17 protein-coding genes are annotated in these 18646 nt (G+C 70.7%); 7 read left to right on the top strand and 10 right to left on the bottom strand.

The window, feature by feature from the left end:
• The first annotated feature begins 76 nt into the window (after positions 1–76).
• The gene (locus ACFVFQ_RS01025; RefSeq protein WP_383406389.1) at positions 77–1618 is read left to right on the top strand and encodes an oxygenase MpaB family protein; all 1542 of its coding nucleotides are present in this window, start codon (positions 77–79) and stop codon (positions 1616–1618) included.
• Between the two features lie 100 nt (positions 1619–1718).
• On the opposite strand, the gene ACFVFQ_RS01020 is transcribed toward ACFVFQ_RS01025, so the two are convergent.
• From ACFVFQ_RS01020 to ACFVFQ_RS01005, 4 genes are all read right to left on the bottom strand, one after another.
• Positions 1719–3269, bottom strand: a complete 1551-nt coding sequence (locus ACFVFQ_RS01020) for a hypothetical protein (protein ID WP_383406386.1) — start codon at positions 3267–3269, stop codon at positions 1719–1721.
• A 173-nt stretch (positions 3270–3442) separates the two neighbouring features.
• The gene (locus ACFVFQ_RS01015) at positions 3443–4000 is read right to left on the bottom strand and encodes a Uma2 family endonuclease (protein WP_383406383.1); all 558 of its coding nucleotides are present in this window, start codon (positions 3998–4000) and stop codon (positions 3443–3445) included.
• Positions 4001–4234: 234 nt separating this feature from the next.
• Positions 4235–4474: a hypothetical protein gene (locus tag ACFVFQ_RS01010; protein ID WP_383406380.1), complete on the bottom strand. Its 240-nt coding sequence runs from the start codon at positions 4472–4474 to the stop codon at positions 4235–4237.
• The gene (locus ACFVFQ_RS01005; protein ID WP_383406377.1) at positions 4471–4782 is read right to left on the bottom strand and encodes a hypothetical protein; all 312 of its coding nucleotides are present in this window, start codon (positions 4780–4782) and stop codon (positions 4471–4473) included. The genes ACFVFQ_RS01010 and ACFVFQ_RS01005 overlap by 4 nt, the downstream gene beginning before the upstream one ends.
• 248 nt (positions 4783–5030) lie before the next feature.
• On the opposite strand from ACFVFQ_RS01005, the gene ACFVFQ_RS01000 reads away from it, so the two are divergent.
• Both ACFVFQ_RS01000 and ACFVFQ_RS00995 read left to right on the top strand, forming a co-directional pair.
• Positions 5031–5696 (top strand): class I SAM-dependent methyltransferase, encoded by a 666-nt coding sequence (locus tag ACFVFQ_RS01000; protein ID WP_383406374.1) that lies wholly within the window; start codon positions 5031–5033, stop codon positions 5694–5696.
• Between the two features lie 199 nt (positions 5697–5895).
• Positions 5896–6759, top strand: coding sequence for a hypothetical protein (locus ACFVFQ_RS00995; protein WP_383406371.1), 864 nt, complete (start codon positions 5896–5898; stop codon positions 6757–6759).
• Here the strand turns inward: ACFVFQ_RS00995 and ACFVFQ_RS00990 are convergent.
• From ACFVFQ_RS00990 to ACFVFQ_RS00980, 3 genes are all read right to left on the bottom strand, one after another.
• Complete coding sequence (locus ACFVFQ_RS00990) at positions 6749–7405, bottom strand: DUF4328 domain-containing protein (RefSeq protein WP_383406368.1); 657 nt, start codon at positions 7403–7405, stop codon at positions 6749–6751. The genes ACFVFQ_RS00995 and ACFVFQ_RS00990 overlap by 11 nt on opposite strands.
• 197 nt (positions 7406–7602) lie before the next feature.
• Positions 7603–8334 (bottom strand): ScbR family autoregulator-binding transcription factor, encoded by a 732-nt coding sequence (locus ACFVFQ_RS00985; protein WP_383406365.1) that lies wholly within the window; start codon positions 8332–8334, stop codon positions 7603–7605.
• A 903-nt stretch (positions 8335–9237) separates the two neighbouring features.
• On the bottom strand, positions 9238–9867 hold the full coding sequence (locus ACFVFQ_RS00980; protein WP_383406362.1) for a hypothetical protein: 630 nt from the start codon (positions 9865–9867) through the stop codon (positions 9238–9240).
• Positions 9868–10287: 420 nt separating this feature from the next.
• Here ACFVFQ_RS00980 and ACFVFQ_RS00975 point away from each other — a divergent pair, with 420 nt between their 5' ends.
• Positions 10288–11052, top strand: coding sequence for a helix-turn-helix domain-containing protein (locus tag ACFVFQ_RS00975; RefSeq protein ID WP_383406359.1), 765 nt, complete (start codon positions 10288–10290; stop codon positions 11050–11052).
• A gap of 48 nt (positions 11053–11100) precedes the next feature.
• On the opposite strand, the gene ACFVFQ_RS00970 is transcribed toward ACFVFQ_RS00975, so the two are convergent.
• Positions 11101–11745, bottom strand: coding sequence for a ScbR family autoregulator-binding transcription factor (locus ACFVFQ_RS00970; RefSeq protein ID WP_383406356.1), 645 nt, complete (start codon positions 11743–11745; stop codon positions 11101–11103).
• A gap of 279 nt (positions 11746–12024) precedes the next feature.
• Positions 12025–13242, bottom strand: coding sequence for a cytochrome P450 (locus ACFVFQ_RS00965; protein ID WP_383406353.1), 1218 nt, complete (start codon positions 13240–13242; stop codon positions 12025–12027).
• 407 nt (positions 13243–13649) lie between these two features.
• Between ACFVFQ_RS00965 and ACFVFQ_RS00960 the strand changes: the two genes are divergently transcribed.
• Entirely contained in the window at positions 13650–14360 is a 711-nt protein-coding gene (locus tag ACFVFQ_RS00960; protein WP_383406350.1) for an SDR family oxidoreductase, read from the top strand.
• Between the two features lie 104 nt (positions 14361–14464).
• On the opposite strand, the gene ACFVFQ_RS00955 is transcribed toward ACFVFQ_RS00960, so the two are convergent.
• Entirely contained in the window at positions 14465–15127 is a 663-nt protein-coding gene (locus tag ACFVFQ_RS00955) for a helix-turn-helix transcriptional regulator (protein WP_383406347.1), read from the bottom strand.
• Between the two features lie 225 nt (positions 15128–15352).
• Between ACFVFQ_RS00955 and ACFVFQ_RS00950 the strand changes: the two genes are divergently transcribed.
• Positions 15353–17224 (top strand): helix-turn-helix domain-containing protein, encoded by a 1872-nt coding sequence (locus ACFVFQ_RS00950; RefSeq protein WP_383406344.1) that lies wholly within the window; start codon positions 15353–15355, stop codon positions 17222–17224.
• A gap of 52 nt (positions 17225–17276) precedes the next feature.
• Positions 17277–18632: an MFS transporter gene (locus tag ACFVFQ_RS00945; protein ID WP_383406341.1), complete on the top strand. Its 1356-nt coding sequence runs from the start codon at positions 17277–17279 to the stop codon at positions 18630–18632.
• Positions 18633–18646 lie beyond the last annotated feature (14 nt).

Below are 18646 nucleotides of genomic sequence, written 5' to 3'. Positions count from 1 at the left end.
AGCGGTTACTTGTACGTTCACTGCCGGTGGCTCGAACGGTCCCGGTATCGCGCTGTGTTGCCGTGGGGAGACGCCCGTGTCCACTGTCCTGCCCGACTCTCGTTCCCTGCTGCGCCGCACCCTCGGCGAGCGACGCATCGCCCTGGTCGCCTGGCGGTTGCTGGTGCTCCAGAACTCCGATCCGGCCGTCGCCGCCGGCCTCGCCCAGTTCTCGACCTACCGGGCCCATCCCTGGCGACGGGTGGAACACACCATGGAGAGCGGCCAGCGGCTGTTCTTCTCGGACCGCGAGGGGCTGCAACGGGAAATCGCCCGCCTGGGGCGCACACACCGCCGCATCCAGGGCACCGACGGCCAGGGGCGGGCGTTCACCGCGCTGGATCCGGCGGTGCGGGTGTGGGTGCTGGTGACGCTGTACGAGTCGATGACGGCGATGTGCGAGCTGTCCGGCGCCCCGCTCAGCCCCGCCCAATGCGACCAGCTCTACGGCGAGTTCCGCAGCGTGTGCGCCGCGTTCGACCTGCCGGAGGAGCTCTTCCCGGCGACCGCCGCGGAGGTGCCCGCCTATATGGACCGCACCATCCGCGAGCGACTGGAGTACACCGAGGCCGCACACGACCTGCTGTTCCAGATGCTGCGGCAGGCCCCGCCCCCGCGCCGCCTGGGCCGACTCCGCCCTGCCTGGCCACTCCTGCGCCCGGTCATCGCCCACCTGATGACGGCCCTGACCGTCGCGGATCTGCCCCCGGCCTACCGCGAACGCTTCGACCTGCGCCGCAGCCGCAGCGCCGCCGCACTGTCCTGGACCCTGCACCACGGCCTGCGCCACCTGATGACCCTCCTCCCCGACCACCTGCGCTACCGCACCCAGGCAACGCCCCAGCCAACGCCCCAGCCAGCCGCGGACCATCCCACCGCCGCGGCCAACGCCAGCGCCGGCAGCAACTCCGGCGGTGGCGACGGCAGTAGCGCCGACGGCGGCGCCGCCAACGACCACGGCAGCGGCAGCGGCAGCGGCAAGAGTCCCCTCGCTCCCCTGCGGGGCCTTCGGCTGCCGCGGCCGCGCCGTTCCGGGCGCCGCAGTGCGCGCCAGGCACGCGTGGAGGCGTTCTTCCGGCAGGTGGTGGACCAGACCGGCGATGGCTTCATCACCGCCGCCGACCTTCAGGCGATGGCCCACAACGTCTGCTGGCAGTTGGAACTCAACGAGGAGCAGGAGGCCCGGGTGTATGCCGGCTTCGACACCTGGTGGCAGCACATCCACGCCACCATGGACACCGACGGCGACGGCCGGGTCTCCCGCGCCGAGTTCACCACCGCCGTGCTCGCCGGCGTCGACCGCGACCCCGACTACCTCCACAACGGCCTGCACGCCGCCCTGCGCGCGCTGTTCCGGGCCGCGGACACGGACGGCAGCGGGTATCTGACGGCCGATGAGTACCGCGTCCTCTTCGGCGGCTCGCGCGTCCATCCCGCCGAGCTCAACCACGGCTTCCGGCAACTCGACGCCGACGGCGACGGCCAGATCACCGAGGACGAGTTCCTCCGTGCCTTCACGGACTACTTCACCGCCCGCACCGACACCACGGCCGGCGCCCAACTCCTGGGCCGCCCCTGAGCCGACCGGTCCTCGGACCGGTGAGCGGCCGACGAGCGCGGCCGGCCAGCCCGTTGGCCCCGCCCGGTCTCGTACGCCGCGTTGCCGCTCCCGCCTACCGCTACCGCTCGTACAGCACGACGGCCGCCGAGTACGGTGCGAGCGACTGCGGCGCCCGGCTGGTGCGGGCGGCTCGGGCGGGGTGCGCGGTCGGGGCGATCGCGTCGTCCGGTTCCCAGGTGAGGGTGCGGACGGCGTGGTAGCCGCGCGGCACCGTGAGGCGTATGCGCTGGGCGTGCCGCGGGTCCTTGTTCAACGCCACCACGGCGAGTGTGCCGTCGGCCCGGCGGACCGCGTGCGCGGAGAGCGCCTCGCTGCCGGACGTCGTGGTGGTCAGCAGGCTGCCGCCGTCCTTGAGTGCGGTGGTGAGCATCTGGAGGGTGTAGTAGGGGGCGAAGGGGGTGCCGGCCGGCGGCTCGCAGCCGGTCCTGCCCGGTTGGTCCGCGGGGCAGGTCCCGGAGGAGAGCAGTCCGAGGTCGCCCCAGCCGCCGTCGGGCGTGGAGTTGGGGCCGTTGTAAAGGGCCCACCAGTCGACTGCCGAGGCGCCGCTCTCCAGCAGTGTGAGGTTGTTGTCGAGCAGGTACAACGCGCCCACGGCGCCGGTCTGTTGTGGTGCCCCGAGGGCGCCGGAGTTGGTCTCCCCCACGACGATGCCTATGCGGTGCCGGGGGCCGGCGGCGCGGTCCAGGTCCGCCCGCAGGGTGCGCAGGGCGGGGCCGGTGGCCGCGGTGTCGGCCAGTACGGCGGCGTCGGAGCCGCTCCGGGCGGCGTGGTACCAGTGGATGTCGGCGAAGTCGACGGCCGCGGCCAGCCCGGGGGTGGCGAGCACGGCGTCGTCCCACTGCTTGGCGTACCGGTCGATGCCCGGCCGGTCGGTCTTCGCGGGGTCGTACGTGGCGAGTTCGATGCCGATGCGGATGCTTGGGTCGACGGCCTTCATCGCCCTGGCGTAGGCGAGGGAGTTGCGGCCGTAGGCGGCCGGGGTCTTGTCGGGATGGGCGTCCGGCTGGCGCGGCAGGCCTGGCGGTGTGGGGTGCCAGCCGTTGCGGTAGGTCTCCTCGCCGATCACCCAGTCACGCACGTGGTAGTGGTGGCTGCGGTTGGCGTAACGGACCCAGGCGGCGGCCTCGTTCGGATCGCCCGGCTTGGGGTGCTCCGGGGTGCTGGGGTCGGCCTTGGTGTCGGTGGGGCCCGTGCCGTAGTTGACGTGCACGAGCATGCCGGCGTGCGCGGCCCGCGCGATCTGGGCGAACCGGTCGAAGCTGAAGCGTGGGGTGAGGCCCTGGAACCCGCCGTTCTCGGGCCCGTTGGGGTCGGGGCTGAGCCAGCCGCCGCCGGCGAAGTGGTAGAGGTCGCTGGGGCCGCCGGCGTTGAAGGAGAGGGTCCGGATGCCGGCCTTCCTGATGAGGTCGGGGGTGTCCGACCGGGTCAAGAGGGGGTTCCAGAACGGGGTGTTGGCGCCGATGGCCCCGGGGGCGACGGTGTTGGCGACGGCGCTCCCGACCGTGATGTCCGCGCCGGCCGGTGTCGCCCGGGCGGCCGCCGCGCCCGGCGCCGTGGCCAGTACGGTCAGGGTCGCCGCGGCGGCCAGGGCGGTGACGCGCTTCAACATGGTGCGTTCCTCTCGCGGTTCGACGGTGCGCGCTCTACGACGCTGCAAGATCAGCGTCTCGCGCCACGAGCGCCGGCGGCAGGGCCCGGCGTCACGAGTCCGTCATGACAGATGTCATACGCGGGGCGCGGGGAAGCCCCCGCCCTTGCGGTCTGGCCTGGGTGTCCCGCGGCTCAGAGCGCGTTGGTGTCGAGGGCGATGCCGAACGGTTCCGGGAGGCGCAGGACGGCGCCGTAGGGGTGCGGGCCGTCGGCCCGTGTGTAGCCGAGCCGCCCCGGTTCCGCATAGAGCGTCACGGCGCGCTCCTGGCGGTCGATCAGGAGGTAGAGCGGCGCACCGTATTCGGCGTACCGCCTCCGCTTGACCACCCGGTCGGTGTTCGCGTTCGACTCCGAGGTGACCTCGACGACGAGGAGGGTGTCGGCCGGCAGCAGTGCCGCCGCGCCCTTCGCCACATCGGCCGGGACGACGGCGAGATCGGGCACGTACCAGTTCGGCGAGCCGGGGAGGTCGAGGTTGCCGGAGCCGATCACGCAGCCCAACTCCCGCGCCCGGGTGCGGATCTGCTCGCGGAGGGCGTCGGCGGCGGCTTCGTGGTCCCAACTGGGCGGCACGGTCTCGATGACCCCTTCGATGATTTCCGCTCGATCGTCCTTGAGGTGCTGGAGGGCGCGCTTCAGGGCGCGTTCGGAGGATATGCCGCGGTTGTCGGCGGCCGGGACTTCACTCACCGGGATCGTCTCCTGGGGCGGGGCGGCATCGGCACCCGATCGCGTCGCCGGCCGGGACGACGAAGGGCCCCACCCTGACGGATGGGGCCCTCGCGTGGAGCGCCTGGCCGGCCTTGCACCTGCATCTCCCACCGGTTGGTGGACGTCTTTCCTTGGACCACAGACGCGCGACTCCCGCCCGAAGAACCGGAGTTGCACCAAGATCATAACCGAATCCCGTCGCGCCCCGCACCCTCAGCCCACATAGGTGAGCTGGACGAGGGTGATTTCGGTGTCGCCGATGAGAATGACCCCGGCGACGTGACTGCGGGCGATGGTCCGCATCATCCGGTCGTCGGCGCCGTAGGGCTCGGAGTAGGCCAACGGGTCGACCAACGCGTCCAGCATCAGCACCGATAAATCCCTACGGGCCTCATCGGGCAGGGACTTGTAGGTGGCGTGGAGGGCGGGGTCGAGGTGGAGCCGGTAGGTCACGCGGCGCCTCGTCCCCTGGGGTCCGTATCCCCGGCGGCGGAGCGCAGTTCCTCGGTGGTGACGTCGACCAGGCCGGCACGGTAGTTGGCCGGCAGGTTCCCGGCTCCGCTCAGGGTGGTGCGCAGTTGCTCGACCCGCTCGCGGTCGGCCTCGAACGTCTCGATGAACCTCATCCAACGGTCCAGAATGGCCGGCAGCTCGCGCACATCGCTGAAGCCGACCTCCTGCATGAACGTCGCCCGGAGTTCCGAGTGCGGAAGGGCGTGTGCGATGCCGTCGACGGTCCACGACCGACCGGAGCTGTTCATCGGGTCCTCCTCACGACACTGCTGGCGCGGATGCGTGCTGCCACGGTAGCGAACCCCGAACCCCCGCGTCGGCCCGCCCGTTCGGTTACCGGTGGTGACGGCCTCGCCGAGCACGGCCACTGGGGCACCCGTAGCCGGTGGAGGGCGCCACCGGGGCCAACCCGCCAGCATTCGCATGTCAGCTGTCAGCCCTAGGGTGGTTGGTGCGCCACCTTGCACCACCTACCGGACGAGCTGGGGAACGAACGATGACGGAGGACCAACCGGAGCTGGCGTCCGAGCAGCGGCGGCACTGGCAGGAGACCTACTCCGCGCACCCCGGCATGTACGGCGACGAACCCTCCGCGCCGGCCCGGTACGCGGCGGAGGCGTTCCGCGCCGCCGGTGCCGCGCGGGTACTGGAGCTGGGCGCCGGGCACGGCCGCGACGCCCTGCACTTCGCCCGCGAGGGGTTCACCGTCCACGCGACCGACTTCAGCCGCATCGCCCTGGACCAGCTCTCCACCACCGCGCGGGCGCAGGGCCTCGGCGACCGCATCACCACCACCGTGCACGACGTCCGCGAGCCGCTGCCGCTGGCGGACGGCTCGGTGGACGCGGTCTTCGCGCACATGCTGCTGTGCATGGCCCTGTCCACACAGGAGATCGGGTCCCTGGTCGACGAGGTCCGCCGCGTGCTGCGCCCCGGAGGCGTCTTCGTCTACACGGTCCGGCACACCGACGACGCCCACTACGGCGCCGGCACCGCCCACGGGGACGACATCTACGAACACGGCGGATTCGCCGTCCACTTCTTCCCCCGACACCTCGTCGACGCACTCGCCGCGGGCTGGCAACTCGCCGACGTCCACGCCTTCGAGGAGGGCGACCTCCCCCGCCGACTGTGGTGGGTCACGCAAACGGTGCCCGCCTGAGCCGACGCCTCGGTGGTCACATCGCCGCGGCGTTCGCGCTCCCACGACGCAACGGCGGGACTTTTGCCATCAAATCGGGCGCACAGCAGGCCGGCCCGTTGCCCCAACCTCACCAGAGAGGTAGATCACACCGGGCGATCAAGGCCCGAACTGGGCCGATGACCCTGGAAATCGCGCGTATCGGGCATTCTTGGAAAGCGTGAGCGCCACGAGAACCAAGAGGGTCAAGAAGCCCAAGAAGGCCAAGAAGACCACCCGATACGCCACCAACTGGGCATCGACCACGCTGCCCATCGGACTGGGCGCCATGGCGATGGTGGTGGGTGTCTGGCTCCTGGTGATCCCGTTCCCCCAGGCCATGGCCGCGGCCCGGGCGTACGACGCCGCCATCGGCTGCCCGCGCCAGGCACCGTCCGACGAAGCCGGGTCAGGCGAAGCCGGGTCGGGCGAAGCGGCGTCGGGCGACTGCTTGAGCGGGGTCGATGCGACCGTGCAGCGCTCCTGGACGCGGGGCTCCAGGCCCGTCCGTCACTACCTGGAGTTCCAGCGCGCGGACGGTATCCGCCAGGAGGTGCGGCTGGACTGGCGCACGCACGGGGGTTCTCCGGCCAAGGGCACCCGGGTGCGACTGGTCAGTTGGCGCGGCGAGATCCGGCACGTCAACTACCCCGCCGGCGGAACCCACAACACCGGCGGCACCCTCCGTACGCTCTTCACCGACGCCAACCCGCGCACCGCCCACGCGCTGCCGCTGGCCTGGGGACTGGGACTCACCTTCGGCGGGCCGGCCCTGCTGTGGTTCGGATGCCTGACGCGCCGCTACGCCCCGGACAACCCTCCGCGCGACGTCCCGCTCCCCGACATTCTCCCGCCGACGGTCCTGGTGCTCGTCGCGGTGAGCACCGGGGCGATCGCCAACCAGGGCGACCCGGTGCCCGACACGTTGCAGCAGGTCGGCGTCATCGCGCTCGGGGGCCTGCTGCTCGCCCCGCTGCTCACCTGGTACGCGGCGCCCCGCCGGCGCAAGGCGGGGCGGCGGAAGGACCAGTTGCTCAGTCGTTGACGCGCCGCTGCTGCGCGGCGGTGAGGGCACGGACGACGAAGATGCCGGCCACCGCGGCCGCCACGGTGGCCGCGTCGCTGGCGAGGAGCCACTTGACGCCCGTGTAGGCGCGGTTGATGGTGTCGTCCCGGGAACCGCTGGCCGCCAGCCCGGCCCCGCACCAGAACGCGACGAGCCACAGACCCCACCACCAGTTCACGACGCGCGGCAGCCGCTTGCCCGGTGCGAGCGCGTGATGGGCATCGGCGATGATGCCCCGGGGCATCCACAGGTTCACGATGGGGATGATCCACCCCAGGTAGACCCACGGCCAGGCAAGGTGCGGCGGCCGACCGGAGAGCGTCTGGGCGTTGTCCCGGACCCGGAACAGCCACAGCAGGAACGCGACCGCGCAGAGCACGACGCACGCATCGCCGAGCGCGCTGACGAAGTGGTACGAGTCCTCCAGTGCGGTCAACGGGCGGTGCTGGCCGTTGCCTTGGTCCGGCGGCCCCGAGGCCGGCATCCCTGCCGCGGCGAGCCGGATTTCCCATATCGCCCGGACCACCCAGGCGATGCCCGCGAGGGCGAGCGTGACGACGGTGCAGTGAGCCGCGGTGCGGGTCGGCCGCAGGGACGAGGTTGCGGTGGGGGTGTGCGCATTCACCTCGCCATCCTGTCCGCTCGCGGGCCACGCACGCCAGTCGCGCCACCGCACCGCCTCAGGCCCGCACCAGCGCGAACGACGACGCCACCTCCGGCAGCGCTCCGACCCCGGACGCGAACGCCCTTACGGAGCAGGCTCGTTGCGCCGAACCACCCGGGGGGCCCTGTCGGTCGCCGGCCCACGAGGCGCCCGGTGGGTCAACCCGCCAGGCGGTGAACGACGGAGAGGACCGTGACCTGCTTCGACTGCCTGTGCTGCCGGGCCTCCCAGACCTGGCGTCCGCGATCGGGCCTGGTGTTGAGCAGCGGGATGATGCCGCTGATGGCGAGCGCGGGCAGCCAGGAGGCGTACATGTGCGCCGTCCACCGCTCCATGTTGGCGTGACTCACGTCGTCGGCACTGCCGTCGTCGCGGGCATGGCGTTCGTCCAGTGCCGGGCTGAGCGCCGCGATGCCGGCCCATGCCTGGGCGACCATTCGGCCGTAGTCCTCGATTTTGACGCCGGGGAGGAGCTCCTTCTGGCTGCGGGCGGCGGCCAGTTGGCGAGTGGTGTGCTGGATCCAGGCCGGCCAGGGAGTCCGCAGGCTCTGCTGCACCACGGGCTCCATGGAGAGGCGCAGCGCCGCACGCAGCAGCGTGTCACGGGGTAACCGGTAGGCGAGGACCATGCCGGTGTCGATCCACTCCTGCAGCTTCAACTCCTGGGGCTCGACCGCCCCGGTGAGGCCCGGTTTGGTCGCATCGAGAACTCCTTGTACGAGTGCGTCCTTGTTCTCGAAGTGGTAGTAGACGCCGCCTTTGGTGAGTTGTGACTTGCTGACGACGTCGTCGATGGAGGCCGAGTAGCCGCGTTCGTCGAACGCGGCGGCGGCCGCTTCGAGGACCTGCTGACGGGTTTTTCGTGCCCGGTCTTGCTTGAGGTGTGTCATCCGGTGTGGCTTCCTTCTTGCTCGTCAGCAGTTCCACGGTGAAGGCGCCCTGCGAGCTGCGACGGCCCGACTCAGAGCAGTTGAATGATGAATTTACCGAACGCGGGTGAGTTCCCCGTGACGTTAGAGCGAAAGGGGTCAAGAACCCGCCCATTTCCGACAGCGGGGCGAAGCGTGTCGGAAGGATCGTCGAGGGCGGCCGCGGGCGGGGCACAACGGCCGCGCCCTGCCCGTTTCGTCGGGCGGGCGGCGCATGCCCGCCCGAACCCCGCTCCGCCGAGGGCGCGTTGAGATTCCTGATGAGGTATCGGCGGAACTCCTCACCGGGGATACGGTGCAGGGCTCGCCGCGGGCCGCGGATTCGGACGTCCCCCACAAGTCGCCCCGCCACAAGCCGTTCTGCCGCATACCCGTCTGTCACATGCCACTCCGCCACACACCGCTCCCTCCCACCTCGCTCCATCGATTCCCCCACGAGCATCGAGACAACGGCACGCCTCACCGTTTCGTCGTTTCCCACTCCGTTGCACCGTTTTGTCGTTTTGCCGTTTCCGAAGGCAGCACCCGCACGCCACCGCGCGGCTGACACAACTACGAAGGCGATCAGTATGTTCCCGGTTGCTCCTTGCCGCTCTCGAATACTCCTTGCCGTTACGGGCGTTGTGGTGAGTGTGAGCGGGCGCGGATTGGCCGAAAGAGCGCCGACCGGGTGCCGTAAAGGGCAACGCCCGGCCAGCCGGCCGGGTCGGCGCTCCGCTCGGGGTGCGTCGCGCCGACGACGGAAGTGCAACCCAAGAACCAGCCCGAGGCAACCTCGAACCGGCCTGGGGACCAGGCGGATTGCACAGCGTGGAATGACGGCCCCGGGCGTTTCACAGCGTGGAATACGCGCGCCGTCCAGCGTCATCGAGGAGAGGCGTCGCCGGAGCGGAGGAACGCGATCTGCCGGATGCCTGGGTGGAGGGAGGTGACCAGGATTCTGCTGTTTTGGTCCGGAAATGTGTAGGAGGCGGAGCCGCGGTAGAGGGGGGCGATGGTGGGGTTCCGTAACGCGTCCGCGTGCAGTTGCCGGAGGTCGGGATCGTTCGGGTGCAGGGCGACGGCCTCGATGAGTTCGGCGGCCAGGGGAGCGTGCCATATCCCCGTGTCCGGGTGGCCGGTTCGCGCGGAATCGTCGAGCAGCAGCCGCCGCATCAGGTTCGTATGGGATGGCTGATCGGCCGTCAACGAGCCGAACGCCGCGACCCATTCCGCATTGTGGTCGAGGAGATTGAATGCGGTGTCGGTGAGGCAGGCGGCGTGCGGTTTCAGCACGTTTGCCCACCAGGCGTCCGCGTGGGGCGAGTTGGCGGACTTTGGGCCGGGAAGGGGATGCGGGTCACATCCCAGGGCCCGCCGGAAGAGGGCCACGCGGGCCCGCCAGGTCATTCCGAGCCGATCCGCGATCCGGTCAAGTTCCCCTGTCGTGAAGGGTTTTACCCCGTTCTCGCGTTGCCGGTACCACAGGGCCTCCCGACCGAAGAGGCGCGCCATGGTCCCCTGATCGACCCCGGTGACGGGGCGCCCCCGCCCATCGCTCCGCTCCTGCGGCCGCCAGCCGAATTCCGCGCGGTCCCCGAGCGCGCGATGAGCCCGAAGTAGGGCCCTGAGCAACGACTTTCGGTCTATGCCCGCCACACGACCTATGCGCTCCATCCGGCCTATGCGCTCCATCCGGCCTATGCGCTCCATCCGGCCTGTGCGGTCAGTCCGGTCTATGTGGTCCATGGCGAACGGCTTTCCCTGCGGGGTGGACGGCTGGCCGCGGACGAATTTAAGCGATGCGTTTCGCATCCCCAAATACCCGATGGGAAATTTTTCTGCATGGTCATCGCCCGACCTTCGCACGAGAATCGGTGCTCGGACGCGCAGCGCTGCGGGAGCGCCCGTCCGGCAACCTCAAGGGGGAACCACGTGCTCGACAACAGTCCTGACGGAGCGTCGGACAAAAGCGGCAAGGTCGTGCGTCGCGTCGTCGACGTCCTGCGGGCGTTGGAGCGGTTGCAGGGCGAGTTGGGGCGCCCGGTGTACTTGCGGGAGGTCGCCGCGGAGACCGGCCTGGCCAGCGCCACCGCCTGTCGCTATCTACAGTCCCTTGAGAAGACCGGCATCGTGGGCCGGCCGTCGGACGGTCCGCGCGGCACCTATTGGTTGGACCGGCCGCCCACACCGACGAACCCCCGGCCGGCCGTCCCCTCGCCGTGGGTTCGGGCGCGCCTGGTCGCACTCGGCAGCCGCACCGGGCAGATCGCGCTCCTCTACGCGCCCTACCACCTCGGCGAAACCCCGCAACGCATCTGCACGGACCAGGTCTGGGGCGTGCACGAGCCCCTCCAAGAGGCCCTGGACCCCGCCCCGCTCGGCGCCGATGGCCCGGGGTTGGTGATCGCCGCGGCGCTGCACGAACGCCTGGCGGGCGACCCCAGGGCGAGCGAGCTGCGGCGCATCCGCGAGCTCGGATACACCGTCGGCCCCGCCGCGTTCGGCGGGGGCCACTACGACACGATCGCCGCCCCGGTCTGGCGCGGACCGGCGGTGGCCGGCGCGGTGGCACTGATGCCGCTGCGCAGCCAGATGCGGTCGCCGCGCAAGCACGCGCGCTTCGTGAGCGCGGTCATGGAGACCGCCGGCGAGATGAGCAACCACCTCACCCGCCGGGCCCTCACCCGGGCCGCCTGACCGCGGACGCGCGCCGCCCCCAACGACCGCGAGGCGTCGCGTCCCGCCTCACGCACCAGTCCGGCTCAGCCGCTCGATCTGGAGCCGGAGGCGCGGGAGGACGTGCGGGGCCGCGACGGTCGGCAGCGTGTGCTCGAAGAAGACCGCCAACTGGTGCGGCAGACCTGCCCGATCGTGCCCCTCCGAGGAGACATCGGCGAGCAGCTGGATGCCGGCGAACGCGCCGACGTACATCTCGGCGACCTTGCGGATCCGCTCGGGGTTGTTGACCGACGGCAGCAGCTCGTGCCGTCGACCGGCCTCGACCAGCAGCGCCTCGACGTACTCGGTCCACAGGGACATCGCCTGCTTGCGGTCGAGTTGGTTGGAGCCCTCCTCCAACGTGAGGCGGGCCGCGGCCCGCTGCACCGCGTCGCGCTGCAGCCCCTCGACCAGCCGCTGGCCCTTCACGACGAGTTCGAGGAGCTTGACCTCCTGGGGCTCGACCGCGATGTCGCCGACGTGCTGTTGGAGCAGGGCGTCGGCGATCTCCTGCTTGGACTTGTAGTGGTGGTACAACGCGCCCTTGGTGACGCCCGCCGCCGTCAGGATCTGTTCGATCTTCGCCCCGTCGTAGCCGTGCTCGAAGAAGACTTGGGCGGCCGCTTCCATGATCTTGTACTTGGTCCGCTTCGACCGTTCTTGTTCCCCCACAGCTGGCCTCCCTTCGCCACCGAACCGTCGCGCTCCGTAAGGCGACAGAGTCAAACAGTCACGACCCGTTGTCGATCCTGTACCGAGCCGTATCGAACGAATCCGAAAAATACCGGCTGGTTTGAATCGTATACAGGTCGAGCCGCCAGTGGTGAGCGGGGCTGCGGTGGGCTGGTGCTACGGGTGGGAGGAACCCGGTCATCGGCGCGACGCCCCGGCCTGCGACAGCCGGCATCAACCACCCGTCACAGTGGTACCGACCACGCCCGTCCTGCCGGCTCAGCGGCCGAGCACGACGGGCAGCTCGCGCGTGGAGTTCGAGACCAGGGACGGGTTGGGCCGCAGGGCCGACTCCGGCACGGCCAACGCCAGGCGGGGGTAGCGGCGAAACAGCGCCGGCAGCGCAACGGATGCCTGTAGGCGAGCCAGCGCGGCCCCCGGACAGGCATGCGGCCCCGCCCCGAAGGACCGGTGGGGCGTCGTGTGTCCGATGTCGAACCGCCCGGCGTCCGGACCGTGCGCGGACGGGCAACGGCCCAGCGCGGTGTAGGGAACGATGATGGCGTCGCCGGCGGGGACGGTGGTGCCCGCGATCACGAGGTCGGTGCGGGCGTAGCGCGCCAGGAACTTCGCGACCGGCGAGTCCCACCGCAGCGTCTCCTCCACCACCGCCCGCCAGGTCGCCGCGTCGCCGCCGACCGCGAGCGCGCGTTGGGCGTCGTGCGTGAGCAGCGCCCGGACCGCGTTGACGAGCAGGCCGCAGGTGGTCTCGAAGCCCGCGGTGAGCAGGAGCCACAGCGTGTGCCGCAGTTCGTCCTCGGTGAGCTCCCCGCACCGCTGCCGGTGGATCAGGGCGGTGGTGAGGTCCTCGCCGGGGTGCGCGCGCCGGTGCGCCACCAGGGCGCCCATGAGCGGGGCTATGGCGTCCTGGGTTGCCCGTACCTCGTCGGGCGTCACCGTGTGGTCGAAGATGCTGGCGGTCATCGCCATCAGCCGGCCACGCAACTCCTCGGGCGCGCCGACCAGTTCACAGATCACCCGGAGCGGCAGCGGGCCGGCCAGGTGCGCCCGCAGATCGACCACGCCGGCGGAGTCCGCGTGCGCGGGCAGGCCGTCCAACAACGCGCCGACACTCGCGACGATGCGCGGCCGCATCCGCAGCACGCGTCCCGGTGTGAGGAAGCGCGTGACCGGGCGGCGCAGGCGTTGATGCTCCGGGCCGTCCGCCGTCACCATGTTGGTGACCTCCACCATGCCCCGCAGCGGCCAGCCCTCGGGGAGTTCGACCCGCCAGTCCGCCGGGTCCTTGCTGAGCTGTTGGGCCTGGTTGACCAGGAGGTCGGTGACGAGGTCCTGGTGGGTGACGACCCAGCCGACGACGCCGTCCGGGAGTTGGACCCGGACGACGGGCCCGGCGGCCCGCAGTCGGGCGTCCTCCCCGTGGTGGTCCGCTCCGGTGGGATCGAGTGCGAAGGCGGGCCGGTGCACACCAGTCATCTGTCGCTCCTCCACGTCCCTGCGCGCTCGTCGATAGCCGAGGGCCACTCCCGCCCGGGGAAAACCGGCCAGCCAACCTCCCGTTGCCCCGCTCCCCTCGGCTCAGCGCCCCACCCGGGGCCCCACCCCTCACACCCTCGCTCTCCTCATCCTTTCCCCCGCTCCTCCCCCGCATCCGGCGAACAATCAGCCCCGCGACGCGTCCGCCATAGTTGGCCTGAAAGTATCTACGTGACCGCCGCCGACGGGCCGCCGTCCGCACCGTCACGTTGCCGCAACGGCGAGGGGCCGCGGGGCAGTCGGCAGCCATGGGCTCGCGGCACCCACGAGCGGTCGCGTCGCCAGGCAACCGGCGAGGCACGCCCCGACCGCACCACCACCGAACATCCACACCAAGGAGCGCACCCATGTCCCGAACCGTTCTGGTGACCGGGGGAAACCGAGGCATCGGCAGAGCCATAGCCGAACGCCTGATGAAGGAGGGCGACCGCGTCGCGATCACCTTCCGCAAGGAGGACCCGGAAATACCCGGCGCCTACGCCGTGCAGTGCGATGTGACGGACAGCCACCAGGTCGACGCGGCCTTCGACGAGGTGGAGCGGGAGCTCGGCCCGGTCGAGGTCCTGATCGCCAACGCCGGCACGACCAGCGACAACCTGCTGCTCGACATGACCGACGAGCAGTTCCGTCAGGTCATGGACACCAACGTCTTCGGCGCCTTCGCGGCGGCGCGGCGGGCCCACCGGACCATGCCCAACGACGGCTCCATCATCGTGATCTCCTCGGCCATCGCCCCCTTCGGCGCCTTCGGTCAGGCCAACTACGCGGCCTCCAAGGGCGCGCTGGTCTCCCTCACCAGGTCGCTGATGCGGGAGTTCGCCGATCGGGGCATCCGCGCCAACGCCGTGATGCCCGGCCCGATCCACACCGACATGTTCTACGAGCTGAGCGAGGAACAGCGCGCGGCCGTGGTCTCGAAGGTGCCGCTCGGCCGCGCCGGGACCCCCGAGGAGATCGCCGGCGCGGTCGCCTTCCTCCGCTCGTCGGACGCCAGCTTCGTCAACGGCACGGTCCTCACGGTCGACGGCGGGGCCTTGGGGGGCATCGCGGCGCCCTGATGCGCGATGTCGTTGGCGGCCCAGCGGCGATGAGACGGGCCGCCAACGGCGCATTCCTGAACGCGCCTTGACTCCGCGTCATCTTACAGCCCGTCACCAACACCTCACGCATCGCCACCCACCCGGAGGTCCCACTGCGCGAGCGGGCGAGCGCACCCGGCGCACCCCAACCGCCGGAGCTCCCAGACCACCCAGTCCCGGCAGGGCGCCCGCAGCCCCTCCTCGACCGTGCTCAGCGCGCGCCGCATCTCCTCGGTTCCGGCCCCCGAGGGCACGGCGGAGAAGGCCGACGCCAGGCAGCGCGCGGTGAGCCGGACGGTATGCGGATTGGCGTCGGAAGCGGCGTCGCCGTCCAGCAGGGCGCTGATCGCGCGCAGCGCGGCGGCCCGCAACCCGGGGAGCGCATCGGGCGCTCCGCCCCCTCCCCCGTCGGCGAGGGCGAGGTCGCGCAACTCGTCCGGGAGCCGCAGGCCGACCAGGTCCGAGACGCGCGGGAAGGGGCGCCCCAAGCTGACCTTCCACAACCGGTCCAGGGTGCCTTCATCGCGAATGCCGCATATTTTCCCGAACGTCAGCAACAACTCCATCGACGGCGCTTTCAGGCCCCGTTCGACCCCTTCGTAGGTGCCACTCGAAACGCCGAGCAGATACGCCATGTCGGACTGGCTCAGGGACTTCTTGGTGTGCAGGAAGTCCGTCCAGAGGCCGTCCCTCAGCTCGTGCCGCCGAGCGCTGAGCTGTTGGACGTCGACGGACTTCCGCAGCATCGAAAAGAGGGACCGGCACGCCTCCCGACGGTCCTTTTCGGCCGAACTCACCGATTTCCACGCTCACTTCGCTCGACGACTCGAACATCATGGTAACGACCGTCTCCTCAACCGCCTCCGACGAAGCACAATGCCGCAATCCTCCTCTCTCCGAGCAGCCTGGGCATTTCCACATCCACCCGTCATGACAGATCGACTCGGTCATGACAGAAGGCACAGAGACTCATGACCGCACCCCATGACGCGGAGCGTCGGAGTGCCACGGCGCCGATCACCACGTCCGACCTGTTACGTCACCACCGCGAACTCCTCGGCTACACCCAGGAGGAATTCGCGCTCCAACACGGCTTCTCGATCCGTGCGTACAACGAAATGGAGAACGGCGGGAAGGTCAGCCTGAGCCATATGCGTGCGCTTCGGGACGCCCTCCAGATGGGGCCGCAGGCGCGGGCCCAGTTCTTTCGCCTGGTGACCGGCGATGCGCCGTCCCTCAAGGGCCTGAACATCTCGTCGGGCGTGGACCCCACCACCGCGAACTGGTGCGCTTCCCACCTCGTCGTCCAGGACGGTCCCGCGGTATTGCTGGACGGCGGCTGGAACGCCGTCCGTTTCAACGAGGCGTGGGCGGAGCTCTTCAGCGGGGCGGACGAGGTGGGCGAGGGGGCAGCCCATCCCCTCGACCATCCGCTCAACAACCCCATGCGCTTCTGCCTCTTCCACCCGGCGGCCCCCCGCATGCTCCTCGACTACGAGGAGAGTTGGCTGATCACCGCGATGTGTCAATTCGTGCACCATTTCCAGCTATACCCGCAGAATCACCAACTGCTGGAGATCCGACGGCGGATCGCCGCCGATGCCTACCTCCATGAGGTCTATCGGAACCGCGTGCGCGAGGAGTTCACCGAGCGCGGGGTGGGCTGCGTCATCGAACGGGACGTGGAGGAGCGGGCGTTGCTCGTCGACGGCCGCCGGCAGACCATTCTGTTCACGATCGTCATTCCCTGGCACGCTCGCGAGTACGGGTACCAGATGTTGACCCTGACCCCGGTAGACAACGACGAGTCACGGCGGCAGCGACAGCGTCAACCGGTGGAACACCACGCCCCTTCCCGGGCCCGCACCGCCTCCGACGCGATCCCGCCGGCACCCGCTCCCGGCGCCCCCGGTCCGGCGACAACCGCCAGCGAGGAAGCCATCCAACCGGCGGCGGAACGCGTCCAAACCGTCGGCGAGTTGCTGTTCCGCTACCGGTCCCGCCTCGGCGTTTCCCAGGAGGTCCTCTCCCGCCGGCCGGGCTTTCCGGTTTCACCGCGCACCTACCGGGATTGGGAAACCGGGCGGAGCCTGCCGCGCAAGAAATACCTCCCGGCCCTGGCGGCCGCGCTGCACATGCCCGATGCGGTGAAGGGTCTCCTGCATTTCCTCATCACCAGGGGCGACCCGCCGACTTCGGGCATTCGAGGCGGCCCGGCGATCGCGGCCCGCTCCCGACGGTGGGTGCGGGAACACGTCGACGATCGGCGACAGCCGGCACCCTTCGCCCTCATGGACGGCACGTGGGACGTCATCGCCTGCAACAACGCATATCGACGGCTCTTCGGCCATCTCCCGGAACCCGACCCCAACCATCCGGCCACCAACGGATTCCGCTATGTCATGTTCCACCCGGACGCCAGGGAAACCCTCGCCGGCTGGTACGAGGAGTGGATGATTCCGTGGATGGTCGAATTCGGGGCCACGCTGCTGCGCCACCACGACCGACTTCACCCCGAGCACGCCGCCCTCCTGGAAGAGGTCGAGTCATACCCGGAGTTGTGGGATGCCTATACGGGTCCGGTCCGTCGCGCACTCCAGGGAAGGGGGCGGGCGATCCGCTTCGAGGGCGACGGCGACGGCCGGGGCCTCTGGCTCCCGGGGCCCGACGGCGACCCCGCACACCGGGTGTACCAGCCCATCCGTCTGACCTCCGGAATACCGCTGCACGGCCTGTCGTACGGATACAACTTCGCCTGCCTGAGACCGTACGGCGAACCGACCGCGGGCCCCGGCAAGCCACCCGCCAAGCCCGGCCCGGCGCCTGCCGGGTGGGGCGCGTGACGGTCGTCCGAGCCCGTTCCGCGCGGCGCGCTTCGGGGACATGCTGAGGGGCATGACGACCTCCACTGACGCGTCGCACCGGGCAGCCCGCCGGCGCCTTTCCGTGCCCCGGGCGGTGGCCGCGGGCGCGATCGGCAACTTCATCGAGTGGTACGAGTTCGGCGTCTACGCCTACTTCGCCACCGTCATCGCGGCCGCCTTCTTCACGCCGCACGGCGGCGGCGCCACGGAAGCCCTGGTCAAAGCGTATGCGTCGTTCGCCTTGGCCTTCTTCTTCCGCCCCGTCGGAGCGTTCCTCCTCGGCCGGGCGGGCGACCGCTTCGGGCGGCGGCCGGTGTTGTTGGCCGCGGTGACGACGATGAGTTGCGCGACGGCGCTGATCGGTGTGTTGCCGACCTACGCCTCGGTGGGCGCCGCCGCGCCATGGTTGCTCACGGCGCTGCGGATCGTGCAGGGCCTGTCCGCCGGCGGGGAGTTCGGCGGTGCGGTCGCCCTGATGACCGAGAGCGCGCCGCCCGGCAAGCGGGGGCGGTACGGCGCCTGGCAGTCCCTCACCGTGGCCCTCGGACTGCTCGCCGGCGCCGGGGCGGCGACCTCGGTGACGACGCTCCTGACGGCTCCTCAACTGGCCTCATGGGGCTGGCGTTTGCCCTTCCTGGCCGCCCTCCCCATGGGCGCGATCGCCCTGTGGCTGCGCCTGCGCCTGGCGGAGTCCCCGGCTTTCCGCCGCGCGCAGGAGGCACGGGGACAGGAGCCCTGCGCCCCGGCCGTGGTCGCTGCATCGCCTCCGGCGGCGGCCAGGCAACGGCAGACACAGACGCCGTGGGCCGTCATCGTCGGGTGCGGACGGCTGATGGCCTGGGCGGCGGCCGGCTACACGTTCCTCGTGGTCCTGCCGTCCTACCTCCAGAACACGGTGGGTGCCAGTCCGCAACAGGCGCTACTGGCCACGGTCATCGCCAACCTGGGCTTCGCCGCCACCATCCTCCCGGCCGGCGCGCTCAGCGACCGGCTGGGCCGGCGGACCGTCACGGTCACCGGGGCGGTCCTGATCGCGGTGTCGGCGCTGCCCCTGCTCCACGTGGTGCAGGACCGGCACTCCCCGGCGTGGTTGGCGTACGGCGCGGTGGCTCTCGCGGGGGCCCTGGTCGGCCTGTTGGCCGGCCCGGGGCCGGCGATGCTGGCCGAGATGTTCCCCACGGCGGTGCGCTACACCGGCCTGGGCGTGGCCTACGCACTGGCGAACGCGGTCTTCTCCGGCTGCGCGGGCCTGCTCATCACGGAGTTGATCCGACGCACCGGCGACCCGGATGTCCCCGCCTACTACGTCCTGGTCACCTGCGGCCTGGGCGCCCTGGCCCTGGCGACCCTGCGGGGCGACGACCACCACAGGACACTGCGCGACTAGGCCAGTCACCGCCG

Origin of the sequence: Streptomyces sp. NPDC057743, assembly GCF_042798755.1 — a bacterium.
Classification (GTDB): domain Bacteria; phylum Actinomycetota; class Actinomycetes; order Streptomycetales; family Streptomycetaceae; genus Streptomyces.
This window is presented reverse-complemented; position numbering and strand designations above follow the sequence as displayed.